The organism is Hoeflea phototrophica DFL-43 (assembly GCF_000154705.2).
Classification (GTDB): Bacteria; Pseudomonadota; Alphaproteobacteria; order Rhizobiales; family Rhizobiaceae; genus Hoeflea; species Hoeflea phototrophica.
On record NZ_CM002917.1, the window covers coordinates 2,124,778 to 2,137,627 of the forward strand.

Annotated in this window: 13 protein-coding genes; 12 read left to right on the top strand and 1 reads right to left on the bottom strand. The window is 58.0% G+C overall.

Annotated elements, in window-relative coordinates:
- Nucleotide 1 precedes the first annotated feature (1 nt).
- Genes HPDFL43_RS10075 through HPDFL43_RS10095 form a run of 5 tightly spaced genes read left to right on the top strand, consistent with a single transcriptional unit; the run spans nucleotide 2 to nucleotide 3,473 of the window.
- Nucleotides 2-757, top strand: coding sequence for an SDR family oxidoreductase (locus HPDFL43_RS10075; RefSeq protein ID WP_007197222.1), 756 nt, complete (start codon nucleotides 2-4; stop codon nucleotides 755-757).
- Nucleotides 758-774: 17 nt separating this feature from the next.
- Nucleotides 775-1,257: a gluconokinase gene (locus HPDFL43_RS10080; protein ID WP_040449177.1), complete on the top strand. Its 483-nt coding sequence runs from the start codon at nucleotides 775-777 to the stop codon at nucleotides 1,255-1,257.
- Nucleotides 1,254-2,141, top strand: a complete 888-nt coding sequence (locus HPDFL43_RS10085) for an NAD(P)-dependent oxidoreductase (RefSeq protein ID WP_007197224.1) — start codon at nucleotides 1,254-1,256, stop codon at nucleotides 2,139-2,141. The genes HPDFL43_RS10080 and HPDFL43_RS10085 overlap by 4 nt, the downstream gene beginning before the upstream one ends.
- Entirely contained in the window at nucleotides 2,138-2,470 is a 333-nt protein-coding gene (locus HPDFL43_RS10090) for a hypothetical protein (protein ID WP_007197225.1), read from the top strand. The genes HPDFL43_RS10085 and HPDFL43_RS10090 overlap by 4 nt, the downstream gene beginning before the upstream one ends.
- Nucleotides 2,471-2,489: 19 nt before the next feature.
- Complete coding sequence (locus tag HPDFL43_RS10095; protein ID WP_280949351.1) at nucleotides 2,490-3,473, top strand: LacI family DNA-binding transcriptional regulator; 984 nt, start codon at nucleotides 2,490-2,492, stop codon at nucleotides 3,471-3,473.
- Here HPDFL43_RS10095 and HPDFL43_RS10100 read toward each other — a convergent pair.
- Complete coding sequence (locus HPDFL43_RS10100; RefSeq protein WP_007197227.1) at nucleotides 3,456-4,496, bottom strand: LacI family DNA-binding transcriptional regulator; 1,041 nt, start codon at nucleotides 4,494-4,496, stop codon at nucleotides 3,456-3,458. The two genes, HPDFL43_RS10095 and HPDFL43_RS10100, sit on opposite strands and share 18 nt — an antisense overlap.
- A gap of 123 nt (nucleotides 4,497-4,619) precedes the next feature.
- Between HPDFL43_RS10100 and HPDFL43_RS10105 the strand changes: the two genes are divergently transcribed.
- From HPDFL43_RS10105 to HPDFL43_RS10135, 7 genes are all read left to right on the top strand, one after another.
- Entirely contained in the window at nucleotides 4,620-6,146 is a 1,527-nt protein-coding gene (locus HPDFL43_RS10105; protein WP_007197228.1) for a sugar ABC transporter ATP-binding protein, read from the top strand.
- Nucleotides 6,133-7,170 (top strand): ABC transporter permease, encoded by a 1,038-nt coding sequence (locus HPDFL43_RS10110; protein ID WP_007197229.1) that lies wholly within the window; start codon nucleotides 6,133-6,135, stop codon nucleotides 7,168-7,170. Before HPDFL43_RS10105 ends, HPDFL43_RS10110 begins: the two co-directional genes overlap by 14 nt.
- Nucleotides 7,171-7,183: 13 nt before the next feature.
- Nucleotides 7,184-8,233, top strand: a complete 1,050-nt coding sequence (locus HPDFL43_RS10115; protein WP_040449178.1) for a substrate-binding domain-containing protein — start codon at nucleotides 7,184-7,186, stop codon at nucleotides 8,231-8,233.
- A 320-nt stretch (nucleotides 8,234-8,553) separates the two neighbouring features.
- Nucleotides 8,554-9,312 (top strand): ATP-binding cassette domain-containing protein, encoded by a 759-nt coding sequence (locus HPDFL43_RS10120; RefSeq protein WP_040449179.1) that lies wholly within the window; start codon nucleotides 8,554-8,556, stop codon nucleotides 9,310-9,312.
- Entirely contained in the window at nucleotides 9,312-10,433 is a 1,122-nt protein-coding gene (locus HPDFL43_RS10125) for an ABC transporter permease (RefSeq protein WP_007197232.1), read from the top strand. The genes HPDFL43_RS10120 and HPDFL43_RS10125 overlap by 1 nt, the downstream gene beginning before the upstream one ends.
- Before the next feature lie 85 nt (nucleotides 10,434-10,518).
- Nucleotides 10,519-11,658 carry a substrate-binding domain-containing protein gene (locus HPDFL43_RS10130; protein WP_084594624.1) on the top strand — a complete coding sequence of 380 codons (1,140 nt, stop codon included), beginning with the start codon at nucleotides 10,519-10,521 and terminating at the stop codon, nucleotides 11,656-11,658.
- Between the two features lie 98 nt (nucleotides 11,659-11,756).
- Nucleotides 11,757-12,761, top strand: a complete 1,005-nt coding sequence (locus HPDFL43_RS10135) for a LacI family DNA-binding transcriptional regulator (protein ID WP_040449180.1) — start codon at nucleotides 11,757-11,759, stop codon at nucleotides 12,759-12,761.
- Nucleotides 12,762-12,850: the final 89 nt, after the last annotated feature.

Genomic DNA, 12,850 nt, shown 5'->3' on the forward strand with positions numbered 1-12,850 from the left:
AATGTCTGACTTGTTTTCTTTGACTGGGCAAAGAGCGCTCATCACAGGCTCGTCTCAGGGCATTGGTTATGCGTTGGCCACGGGCCTCATTGAGGCGGGCGCCAAGGTCGTTCTCAATGGCCGTGACGCGACGAAATTGGAACGGGCGGCAGAGGTCTTGGGAGAAGGTGTGGAAACGCTGGTGTTTGACGCCACCGATCACGAGGCCGTGCGCGCTGCGGTTGACGGTTTTGAAGCCAAGGTCGGTCCGATCGATATTCTCGTCAACAATGCCGGTATGCAGCATCGAACTGAGTTGGAGAATTTTCCGGCGGATGCGTTTGAAAAATTGCTGCAAACCAATGTGGCGAGCGTCTTCCATGTCGGCCAGGCAGTAGCGCGCCATATGATCGCGCGCGGTGCAGGCAAGATCATCAATATCGCAAGTGTACAGACCGCGCTCGCCCGGCCCGGTATTGCGCCCTACACCGCCACAAAGGGCGCCGTCGGGAATCTGACAAAAGGAATGGCAACTGACTGGGCCAAGCATGGGCTGCAGTGCAACGCAATTGCGCCGGGATATTTCGACACCCCGTTGAATGCGGCTCTGGTCGCGGATCCGGAATTTTCCGCATGGTTGGAGAAGCGCACACCCGCCGGGCGTTGGGGGAATGTTGAAGAGCTGGTGGGGGCCTGTGTGTTCCTGTCGTCAAAGGCTTCGAGCTTTGTCAATGGCCATACGCTTTATGTCGATGGCGGAATCACGGCGTCGCTTTGATCGGCCGCTATGTATTGATGGGCGTTTCGGGGTGCGGAAAGTCCTCAGTCGGGCTGCAACTGTCGCGGGTCTGCGGGATCGATTTCATCGACGGAGACGATTTGCACCCTCAGGCCAACATCACAAAGATGGCGCAGGGCGAACCTCTGACTGATGCGGACCGGGCACCATGGTTGGCCGATGTCGGTCGGGCGTTGGGACGCAGCACATCCCCCACGATCATCGGCTGTTCAGCCCTGAAGAGGGCCTATCGCGACATCATCCGGTCACACCTCCCGGAGCCGGTGCATTTCCTGCATTTGCATGCCGGGCAGGAGGTGCTGGAAGCGCGGGTTGCCGCGCGGGTAGGGCACTTTATGCCGCCGAGCTTGCTGGACAGCCAGTTTGCAGCGCTGGAACGGTTGGGCCGCGATGAATTGGGGCGCGAGATAGACATCTCACGCCCGTTCAACGAGGTGATCGCGCAGTCGGAAGCCTATGTGAAGGAGACGATGAAATGAGCGAACGCATAGCCTTGATCGGGGCGGGCGCCATGGGCAGTGCCATCGGCAGACGGCTGTTGGAGACAGGAAACAGCCTCACGGTTTTTGACCTGGACCTGGCGAAAGTCGAGGAGCTTGTGGGCTTGGGCGCCGTTGCGGCCGCCTCCGCTGCGGACGCAAGCCGCGACGCCGAGTACGTGATCACCAGTCTCAATGCTTCCCGGATTGTCGAGATTGCGGCATTTGGCCAGGATGGGATCGCCGAGGGGGCCAAGCCTGGGACACTGATCATCGACATGTCCTCGATCGAGCCGGATGCAACACGCAGATTTGCCCAGATGGCTAGGCAAAAGGGTCTTGCATGGGTGGACAGCCCATTATCTGGTGGCGCGCCCAAGGCTTTGGTGGGGGAATTGACTCTGATGGCCGGTGGCGAAGCTGCAGACGTGGAGCGCGCGCATCGTGCCCTGCGCCATGTGGCGTCAAACTACACCCATATGGGGCCTTCAGGCGCAGGCCAGACGACCAAATTGATCAACCAGGTGCTGTGTGGCCTTGGTTTTCTTGCTGTTGCAGAGGCCACGCAGCTGGCGTTGGATGCCGGGGTGGATGCCGCGAAAATCCCCCAGGCATTGAAGGGTGGGCGTGCGGATTCCGCGCTTTTGCAGGAGTACCTGCCGCGCTTTGTCGAAAAGGATTACCGCCGCACGGGACGGATTGACAATATGGTCAAGGATTTGAACGCCGTGAACGATCTGGCACGGCAAACCGGCACATCGATGCCGATGACCGCGCTCTGCGCCGAAATCCACAGAATGCTGACGGCTGCTGGTCTGGGTGGCGAGGACCAGGCGGCCGTAATGGAATTTTTCAAAGGTGCCAAACAGGAGTTTGAGGTATGATTTCACGTTTTGCGATGTTCGAAGGAACGGTCAAGGACGGCAGCACAGAGGCGTTTCGAAACGCTGTGAAAGAACGATTGGTGCCGTTGTGGCGGCAATTCCCGGGCAACATCGATGTCCGTGTCATGTTCTCGGATGACCGTGATGAAGGTGCACCGGAGTTTCCTTTGATCCTGGCGATCACATATCCTGATATGGCGACCATGGAAGCTGCACTCGAAGCGCCCGCCCGTTACAAGTCAAAAGAGGTGACTGGCGAGATTGTGGCAGAGTTCTTCGAAGGGCGTATCCATCATCACGTCACTCAGTTGAACGACTATAAGGCTTGATATGAGCCGCCGTGTGACCATGCGTGATCTGGCCCGAGCCGTGGACATGTCACCCATGACCGTCAGCCGCGCGCTGCGCGGTGACGAGACGGTGAATGCAAAAACCCGCGGCCTGATCAAACAGGTCGCGGATGATTTGGGCTATGTCTATGACAGCACAGCCCAAGCCTTTCGGACGCAGAAAAGCGGCTTTGTTGCCGTCCTGCTGCCATCAATCAACAACGCAAATTTCGCAGAGACCTTTCGCGGTTTGTCAGATGTGTTGACTGGCGACGGGTTGCAGCTGCTTCTGGGCAGCACCAACTACCGCGTCGAAAAGGAAGAGGAGCTGGTCGGGCAGCTTCTGACCCGCAATCCCGAAGCTATCATTCTGATGGGTGGGCACCACACTGCCGTAACCCGCAGAATTTTGGAGAATGCCAAGATTCCGGTGATCGAGATCTGGGATCTTCCGCCTCACCCCCTCGGACATGTTGTTGGCTTCTCCAACGCCGACGCGGCCAAACTGATTGTTGAGCACCTGGCCAAACAGGGGCGGCGCAAACTGGCTTTCGTTGGAGCATCTCCCGGAGCGGATCTGCGCGGCGGGTCCCGGCGTGAGGGTGTAATTGCATCCGCGGCGGCATTGGGTTTGCCGTCGGTTGAGGTAATTGATGCCGGAGAAGCGCCGGTTTCCATGCGTCATGGTGCGGCAGTGGTTGCGGATTGGGGGCCGGCGATTGCTGAGTTCGACGCGCTGGTTTGCGTGTCGGATCCGGTTGCGTTCGGCGCGTTGAACGAATGCAGACGTCTGGGGATCAACGTGCCTGATGATTTGGCAATCACCGGGTTTGGTCACTTTGATGTCGCAGCGGTCTCGAGCCCGCGCATCACCACCGTCAGCGTCCATGCAACGGAGATCGGACGCAGCACAGCGGCTGTTCTGCGGGATGTTTTTGCCGGAAAAACCGAGCCGCAATGGATCGATGTTGGCGCGGAGCTGGTTTTAGGAGAGACCAGCTAGATTGCGAACGGTGCTGCCGGGTATCAGTTTGAAGCCGATGTCGCGCACATCACCAACGGGCTCACCAGACAGCCGCGCGATCATCATCTCAGCCGCGGCCTGGCCGAGTTTCAAATGGGGGACATGCATTGACGTCATGCGCTTGGCCAATACCGAGGCGATTGGAAGGTCACCCCAGCCGGCAATGCCGATATCACCTGGAACACACAGGCCCTTGCCGGTGCAAAATTGCAGGCCGCCGAAAGCCATCGCGTCATTCTGATAGAATATGGCGTCGATATCGGTGCCGGAAGCAAGCAATTGTTCGGTGCCATAAAACCCCGGATAGTAGCTCGCTGAATCGTGCAGGCAGAGCTGCTTCGTGACCTGCCCGCCGCCACTCTCTATGGCTTTGCAAAATCCCGCCAATCGGGTTGTCGCCGCGTTGGCGATGTCATGAGAGGTCCCGACATAGCCCAGATTCCGGTAGCCGCATTGCACCAGATACCGGCCCATATCAAAGCCGGCATCAAAGTGATTGATCCCGACACTCATGTCTATCGGGCTGGAATTCAGGTCCCATATCTCGACAATCGGAATGCCTGCATTGCGAAGCAACTCGGTTGCGCGGGGGGAATGCAACCGGCCCGTCAGAATCAAACCTGCAGGCTGCCAGGACAGCACTGTAGAGATCCAGGTTTCTTCTTCCTCGGCGGTGTGCTGGGTCAGCCCAAGCACAGTCTGATGGCCAAATGTCCCGAGCTTGCGGTCGATGCCTTCGAGCACTTGGGAGAAAACCTCGTTTCCAAGCTCCGGGATCGAGACGCCCACAAAGGTGGATGTCTTGTCGCCTGCAAAAACCGCGGCCAACCGATTTGGCAGATAGCCAAGCTGGTCGACTTTTTCCATCACCAGTTTTCGGGTCTTTTCCGAGTAACCGCCTTCACCACGCAAAACGCGGCTGGCCGTCATCTTGGACACACCCGCGGCGCTGGCCACTTGGGTGAGGCTTATCTTTTTGTTTTTATTGGGAACATCATGCATTTGACAAGTTTCACGTTACCGGTAACTTATTTCTTGACAGATCGTCAATATTAACAAAACATAGCGCAACGTTACGGGTAACTCAACTGGAGGGTTGAGCCGAAACGCGGGAGAGGACCAGCGATGCAGAACCTGCAGTCGGGGCTGTTTTTTGACAGCATCGATAAACATTTTGGCGGCACTTACGCGCTGAGAAATGTGTCGCTGTCTGTTGGCGTGGGCGAGATCGTTGCCTTGCTGGGCGAAAACGGCGCTGGCAAATCCACCCTGATTAAAGTGTTGGGCGGCATTCACCAGCAAGACGCCGGGCGCGTTCTGATCGACGGTGTGCCTTACCAACATCGCCCTGCCGGTTTTGGCGAACGCCAAAAGGTTGCCTTCATTCACCAGGACCTGGGACTGATTGAGTGGATGACCGTGGCCGAGAACATCGCGCTGGCGCTCGGCTTCGCACGGCAGAACGGCCTGATCCGTTGGAGCGCGGTGGAAGCCTTCGCTGCGGATGCACTGAAAAAAGTTGACTGCGATTTTGACCCCACCACCAGGGTTGAAGATCTGTCGCGCACCGAGAAATCGCTTGTGGCGATTGCCCGTGCTCTGGCTGTGGACAGCGAGTTTCTGGTTTTGGACGAACCAACAGCGTCGCTGCCCGCCGATGAGGTGGAGCGCTTGTTCAAGGCTCTTCGCCCGTTGCGGGACCGCGGTGTTGGGATGATCTACGTCAGTCACCGCCTGGATGAAATCTTTCAGATTGCCGATCGCGTGGCCGTGCTGCGCGACGGGGTGATGGTTGGCATGCGGGACATCGCGCACACCACGCCCGAAGAATTGGTGCAAAAAATCGTGGGCCGCAAAACCCGTGACACGATCAAGACCAGCACTGCGCCAGGTGCCCCCATTCTGAGATTGGAAGAGTTCGAGGCGGGAGGTGTTGGTCCGCTGAATTTCGAACTGGTTGAAAACGAGATCGTCGGCCTGGTCGGTTTGCGCGGCGCAGGACACGAGGTCATCAGCCGGGCATTGTTCGGGTCCGAACCCTATGCTGGCAAGGTTGTCCTGAAAGGCGAGGAGCCGGATCTTTCGACACCGCAGAAAGCGTTGAAAGCAGGGGTAGGGCTGGTTGCCAAGGACAGGACAGAGGAATCTGTCGCGATGAACCTGACCATCCGGGAGAACACGTTCCTCAATCCACAAGCCATCGGGCGCAAGATCCTCGATATCCTGTCGCCGCGGGTCGAGGCTGAACAGGCCAGCATCATCGGCGCCGAACTCGGCCTGTCGCCCAATGATCCGACACTGGCGATCGAGGCGCTTTCGGGCGGCAATCAGCAGAAAGTTGTGATCGGCCGCTGGCTTGCGACAAACCGCAAACTGCTGATCTGCGAAGACCCGACTGCCGGGGTTGATGTGGGCGCAAAGGCCGAGATCTACGCGCTGCTGAACCGCGCACTGGCTGAAGGCGTCGGGATCATCGTGGTGTCTACAGACTTTGAGGAAATCGCAACAATCTGCCACCGGGCGATCGTGTTCAGCCAAGGGGCCATCGTTGATGAACTCAGCGGCACCCGCCTGACCACGGAAAGCCTGATCCAATCGGCATCGGCCGGCAACATCACGCAGCAAAAGGATGCAATCCATGCAATCGCTTGAATCGGGTGCTTTGGAGCCAACCAAAGCCGATCTCAAAGGTCTTCCCTTTGGACGACGCGTGGTTCGGTTTCTGCCCGTTTATGGACTGGTGATCCTGACGGCATTCTTGATCGTGCTGTTCTCGATCCTGCTGCCAAACACCTTTCCGACAATGCTGAATTTGCGGGCGATTGTGTCTGACAAGGCAATCATCGCACTTTTGTCTCTGGGCGCGATGATTCCGATGGCCGCTGGGCGGATTGATCTCACTGTGGGGTACGGGATCGTGCTGTGGCACATCCTCGCGATCAGCCTTCAGACAATCTACGGCTTGCCCTGGCCTTTGACGGTGGCGATTGTGTTGATGCTCGGCGCCCTGTCCGGTTTCCTCAACGGACTTCTGGTCGAGGTCGCCAAGATCGACAGCTTCATTGCGACGCTGGGCACCGGGACCGTGCTGTATGCGCTGGCCTTGTGGCATACCGGCGGTCGGCAGATGGTGGGCGTGCTGCCCGAAGGCTTCCTGTCGATCAACGGCACCTTTGTCGGCGGCCTTCCGATCACCGGTTTGTATGTTCTGGCGATCACCATCACAATGTGGGTGATCCTCGAATACACGCCCATAGGCAGGTATCTCTATGCGATCGGCGCAAACCAGCGCGCAGCGCAACTCAACGGCATTCCAACACGGAAATATGTCATCGGCGCCTTCCTGTGCTCGGGCACGATCACGGCGCTTGCCGGTGTCATTCTTGCCTCGAAACTTCGGATCGGACAGGCTTCGGTGGGGCTGGAGTTCCTGTTGCCGGCGCTTGTCGGGGCCTTTCTGGGATCAACAACAATCAAGCCGGGCCGGGTCAATGTCTGGGGCACAATTGTCGGTGTCGCCATTCTGGCCGTGGGGATTTCCGGCATTCAACAGTTCGGTGGCTCCTTCTGGGTCGAGCCATTGTTCAATGGTGTCACGCTGCTGATTGCCATTGGCATTGCAGGCTATGCACAGCGCAGAAAAGGTGCGGAAAAACGTTCAAAAGCAAATGTATAAAGGGAGAAATGCAATGAAGAAGCGAACATTTCTAAGTACGATCCTGGTGGGTAGTGTTGTTGCAGGCTTGGGCGTGCCGGCACTGGCCGAAGTCCCGTTTGACGGACCATCTGCCGGCCCGACGGCGGCGGAGGGCAAGTCGATTGTCGTGCTTGCCGGCGATCTCAAAAATGGCGGGATTTTGGGCGTGACAAACGGCGTCGAAGAAGCTGCCAAGGTCATTGGTTGGGACGTGCGTGTCCTTGATGGTGGCGGATCAATCCAGGGACGGACGGCTGCGATCGGTCAGGCGATGGCATTGAAGCCCGATGGCATCATCATCAACGGCTTTGACGCGGTTGAACAGCAAGCGGCTCTTGAAGGTGTTGTGGCCGCGGACATTCCTATGGTCGCCTGGCACTCCGGCCCGAAAATCGGCTGTGATGCTCCCGGCGGCATCTTTGCCAACGTGTCCACGGATGCGATGACCGTGTCCGAAGTCGCAGCCAAATGGGCCATGGAGGACGGTGGAGACAATGTGGGTGTGGTGATCTTCACCGACAGCACCTATCAGATCGCCATCGACAAGGCGGACCGGATCAAGGAAACCATCGAGGCAATGGGCGGCACGGTGCTGGAGTATGTCGACACTCCAATTGCGGACACATCCAGCAGAATGGGGCCCCTGACAACCAGCCTGCTGCAAAAGTATGGCGCGAGCTGGACCCATGCTCTGGCGATAAACGACCTTTATTTCGACTTCATGGGGCCCGCGCTCGCATCGGCCGGAATTCCTGGTGATGGCGCTCCGCTGGCCGGCTCTGCCGGCGACGGTTCCGAGGCGGCGTTCCAGCGCATTCGTGGCGCACAGTATCAGGCCATCACCGTGGCAGAGCCGCTGAACCTGCAGGGCTGGCAGCTGGTTGATGAACTGAACCGTGCTGTGCAGGGCGAGCCCTGCTCGGGATACATCACATCGCCTGCACTGGTGACGCAGGAAGGCCTGGCCAAAATGGGCGACAGCAATCAGTTCGACCCGGATTCGCCTTACCGCGCCGCCTACACGGCGATTTGGGGCAAATAGGCTTCCTCCCAAGGGCCCTCGACCCTTCGTGGTCGGGGGCCACAATTCCAGACCTTGGTTTCAAGGTGCGTGACGCAAGGAATGCCTTGTTGTCGGTCTGGTTGCCGTTTTGGTGCCTCGCTTTCCCGAGACGCTTCAAGCCAAGGCCGAGAAACCGCTTCGCACTCCGCGCGCAGGTCTCTGGACGAAATCAAGTTGCCTCACCAGCCGATAGGCGAGGGGAGCGGGACCCGCCGCAGGACGCTGTGCGTCAGCGACAACTGAACTTGGGACGCGGCGAAACCGCCAGCACCCTTGTCATACTATGAAAGGTGCATTTGATGGCTGAGATCCCTTTGGTGCAAATGCGTAACATCACCAAGAAATTTGGCGGCGTGACAGCGCTTTCGAATGTTGATCTGGATGCCTATGCAGGCGAAGTGCTCGCGATCGTCGGGGACAACGGTGCCGGGAAATCCACACTGATCAAGATTCTGACGGGGGTCTATCAGCCCTCTGAGGGGCAAATGTCGCTTGCCGGAAAACCGGTGGCATTTTCAAATCATGCCGAGGCCATCGAGCAAGGCATTGATGCGGTGTATCAGACCCTGGCCTTGGCGGATCACCTGGATCCGGCGGCGAACATGTTTCTGGGCAACGAACTGACGCGCAAGGTGTTCGGCATCACGATGCTGGACAACAAACGCATGCGCGAAGAGACCGAGCGGGTGCTGCTGGAGCGGCTTGGCGTGCGGCTGAAGTCGCTCGATGCGACCACTGAAAGTCTTTCGGGCGGGCAGCGCCAGGCGGTCGCCATTGCACGCGCCGTCTATCACGACGGCCTGCGGGTTCTGGTGATGGACGAGCCGACAGCGGCGTTGGGGCCGCAGGAAACCGCGCGGACCCTCAAGCTGATTGAAGCTGTGAAAGCGCAAGGGTTGGTGGTCATCCTGATCAGCCACTCGCTTGATGATGTGTTTCAAGTGTCTGATCGCATTCATGTTCAGCGCCGCGGCCAGTGCGTCGGTGTGGTCAAAACATCAGACAGCAACGTACAGGAAGTGCTTGGCATGATCGTCGGCGCAGAGGAGGCCGCGTAATGGCGATTGCAGTGTCAGACAGGCCTTCATTCACAGAGAGGCTCGAGCCCTATATCGCGATCATTGGGCCAATGGTGATGATCCTCGCCATTCTTGTGTTTATGGGGATCGTGGAGCCCGCGCGCTATTTCCGTGCGACCAACCTTAACCTGATCCTTCTGGATGCAGCCCTTTACATGCCGATGGCGATGGCAATGACGTTTGTCATCACCCAAAGGGGGATCGATCTGTCGATCGGCTCAATCGCAGCTTTGTCTGCGATCATAATGGCCTTCCTGATCAAGCAATACGGATTCTCCGTCTACGTGGCCGTACCCATTGCGATCGCTCTGGGCGCTGTCATGGGGCTTGTCAACGGATTGATTATCACCCGTTTCAATGTGCCCGACCTGATTGGCACCTTGGCTATGGATTTGGTTTATCGCGGGTTCGCTCTGGTTCTGGCCAAAGGGCTGGTCTTGGCCCGTTTTCCTGATTTCCTGACGGATATGGGGCGGGGCCAGATCCCCGGATTTGTCCCGATCCCGGTCTTGATCGGACTTGCGACGATGATCGGCGGCTACATCCTGCTCAAGCGCACCTATTTCGGCCGCTACACTGTTGCCATCGGCTCAAACCCCGAGGCGGCAGAACTCACAGGGATCTCAGTCAACCGCCACAAGGTCTATGCCTATGTCCTGTGCGGTGCCTGTGCGGCCCTGGCGGGCGTGATGCTGACCGGCAAACTCAATGCGATCCAGGCGACCTCGGCGCCGTACTTCAATCTGCATGTCATCGCCGCTGTGGTTGTTGGCGGCACCTCGTTGTTCGGTGGGCGTGCTTCGATCATCGGATCGTTCGCCGGTGTGCTGTTGTTGTCGATGATGATCAACGCATTGGTGACATTGCGGATCGAGTTCTTTTGGCAGTCGGTGGCCTCCGGTGTGGTCATCATAAGCTCGGTGGCCTTGTACACATGGATGCAAAAGAAGGACCGGGACGGTTCGAACAGTTTTCTCTCAGGGCTCAACACCCCCGAGGGGCAGAAAATGCTGCGCTTCAGCGCGGCTCTTATAGGTGTGCTGATCGCATTGTTGGCGGTCGGGGCGCTGTTTGCCGGGAACCCAAATCCAAGCGGGTAACCGGTGTCTAACGCGGGGTGGTCGGGTCGGGGTGCATCCCGACTCCGACCGATGGTCCCGCGCTCATCTAAAGGGAGGAACCAAGATGAAACTTTTAGTGACAACGGCAGTGGTTGCAAGCGCACTCCTATCAGGCGTTGCGTTCGCTGATGGACATCTGCCACTCAGGGAAACGGACGGCATTGCCGATCGCGATTACTGGGTGCCCAATGAAGTCAACGCAGAAGGCAAACTTGAAGCGCTGCAGGAAACAGTCGGCGCCAATGCTGTGCCGTTCGCCGGTACGCTTGAAAAGCCGATCGAGATCGCGCTGATCTACCCATCAGCCGATACCTCTGATTTCTGGGCCCGCAACTATCTGGCCTTGACCAAGCGGCTTGACCAACTGGGCATCGCCTACAAGACCACTGAATTCGCCAGCCGCCAGGTGGAGCACTCTTTGCAAGCCACCTATGCCAGCCAGGTGGAGCAGGACGCTGATCTTTACGATTATGTGATCTTCGGGCCGTCCGAACTGGCCATTCAGGCGGACAACATCGACAAGCTGGCCGCCAATGACGGGTTCTCGACCTATGTCTGGGCTTTCCATACACCGCTGAAGTATCTGAAAAACCAGCCTGATGTCTGGTTTGATTTCTCCTCGGCCGCTGGTGCGCTGACCATGTGTGAGTACATGCTTGGCCGTCTTGGGGAAGGCGTGACGATGGCGATGAATCGCGGCATTCCCGGCATCACGGACAACCAGCGCTCCGGCGATTTCAAGGCTTGCGTAGAAGAGAAGGGCGGCTGGAAGACCGCCTATGAGCACTATGGTGAGTACCAGACAGAAGGCGGCTTCGAAGGCACAACGCTGATCATGCAGGCCTATCCGGAAGCCACGGTCATCCACAATGCCAATACTGCAATGGCAATGGGTTCGGTTGAGGCGCAGCTGGCAATGGGCAAGGAGAAGGAGGTCTTCTCAACCGGTTGGGGCGGTACTGGTCTTGAGCTGGAAGCCATCCGCCGCGGCGAGCTGGACGCGACACCCATGCGCATGGGCGACGATGTTGGTGCAGCAACCGCCGAAGCGATCAAGGCTGATCTGGAAAGCCGTACCGATGAGCTTCCATTGGTCTTCCTTGGCCGTATCACCATTGCGCATGACCAGATGAGTGCGGACGAGTTGAACGCGCTGGAAACCGAAGCGTTCCGCTTTTCCGGTGTTGGTGCGCTTTCACGCTAACCACTTGAAACTCGCGACACCCTGGCCCAGACTGTGACCGATAACACAGGAGTAGACTCAGGGTGTCGCAATCAGAAAAAGGCGCGTCAAGCGTCACCATGCGGGATGTCGCGCGCGTAGCGGGCGTATCCCGCATGACTGTTTCGCGGGCTCTCAAGAAGGACAGCCCGGTCTCCAAAGAGACCAGAGAACACATCCTCAATGTGGTTCGGGAGATGAACTACGTTCCGGATCAAATGGCAGGAAGCCTGTCGACCAAACGGTCTGGTTTTGTCGCGGTTCTGGTTCCATCGCTGAACAACCTGCATTTCGCAGAAACCGTCCAGGCTTTGACACAGCAGCTTGAGGGCATCGGGCAGCAGATATTGTTGGGCTACACCGACTATTCCGCTGGGCGCGAAGAACGTCTGATCGAGACAATGTTGCGCCGCCGACCCGAAGCCATTGTGTTGTCCTATGACGGCCACTCAGACCGTGCGATGCAGTTGCTGGGCGAAGCCAATGTGCCGGTGATCGAGCTTTGGGAACGGCCTGAAGACCCTGTCGCTCACACGGTCGGATTCTCCAATTTCTCTGCGGCGGCTGAAATGACCCGTGCCCTGATTGCGCGCGGCTATCGCAACATTGCCTTTCTGGGTGAGGATGAAGATGACTGGACCCGCGGCGCGGCGCGTCGCAAAGGATTTTTGCACGCCATGGAGCAGTCCGGCCTGTCTTCGCACCGTCTCCTGAGATATGGCAGGCCTCCTTTGTCAATTGAAGATGGGGCTGCTGCGCTGCCCGCTCTGCTCGCGCAGTTTCCCGACACGGACTGCATTTTCTGTGTCTCTGACGCTCCGGCCTTTGGTGCGCTGTCAGCGCTCAAGGCGATTGGGCGAGCCGTGCCTGATGACATCGGTATTGCAGGGTTTGGAAATTTTGAAGTGTCGCGCTTTGCCACGCCTTCAATAACCACAGTCACAGTCGACCCGAAAACCATTGGCAACATGACCGGCAGGCTTATTGCGGACCTGTTGGTGGACAGAGGCGTAGACGTGGCATCCGGGCGGCACATCAATGTGGATGTCACCCTGACTTTCCGGGACAGCACGCGCCGTTTGTAAAACGGGATCGCAGACTTCAGAAAAAATTTCGGAAGGCGCTTGTGTTACCGGTCACAGTTGTTAATGTGACCGGTAACAATTAGGGGCGA

Coding starts and splice junctions, on each gene's coding strand:
- HPDFL43_RS10075 (WP_007197222.1), top strand. CDS start 2: ATGTCTGACTTGTTTTCTTTGACTGGGCAAAGAGCGCTCATCACAGGC.
- HPDFL43_RS10080 (WP_040449177.1), top strand. CDS start 775: ATGGGCGTTTCGGGGTGCGGAAAGTCCTCAGTCGGGCTGCAACTGTCG.
- HPDFL43_RS10085 (WP_007197224.1), top strand. CDS start 1,254: ATGAGCGAACGCATAGCCTTGATCGGGGCGGGCGCCATGGGCAGTGCC.
- HPDFL43_RS10090 (WP_007197225.1), top strand. CDS start 2,138: ATGATTTCACGTTTTGCGATGTTCGAAGGAACGGTCAAGGACGGCAGC.
- HPDFL43_RS10095 (WP_280949351.1), top strand. CDS start 2,490: ATGCGTGATCTGGCCCGAGCCGTGGACATGTCACCCATGACCGTCAGC.
- HPDFL43_RS10100 (WP_007197227.1), bottom strand. CDS start 4,496: ATGCATGATGTTCCCAATAAAAACAAAAAGATAAGCCTCACCCAAGTG.
- HPDFL43_RS10105 (WP_007197228.1), top strand. CDS start 4,620: ATGCAGAACCTGCAGTCGGGGCTGTTTTTTGACAGCATCGATAAACAT.
- HPDFL43_RS10110 (WP_007197229.1), top strand. CDS start 6,133: ATGCAATCGCTTGAATCGGGTGCTTTGGAGCCAACCAAAGCCGATCTC.
- HPDFL43_RS10115 (WP_040449178.1), top strand. CDS start 7,184: ATGAAGAAGCGAACATTTCTAAGTACGATCCTGGTGGGTAGTGTTGTT.
- HPDFL43_RS10120 (WP_040449179.1), top strand. CDS start 8,554: ATGGCTGAGATCCCTTTGGTGCAAATGCGTAACATCACCAAGAAATTT.
- HPDFL43_RS10125 (WP_007197232.1), top strand. CDS start 9,312: ATGGCGATTGCAGTGTCAGACAGGCCTTCATTCACAGAGAGGCTCGAG.
- HPDFL43_RS10130 (WP_084594624.1), top strand. CDS start 10,519: ATGAAACTTTTAGTGACAACGGCAGTGGTTGCAAGCGCACTCCTATCA.
- HPDFL43_RS10135 (WP_040449180.1), top strand. CDS start 11,757: ATGCGGGATGTCGCGCGCGTAGCGGGCGTATCCCGCATGACTGTTTCG.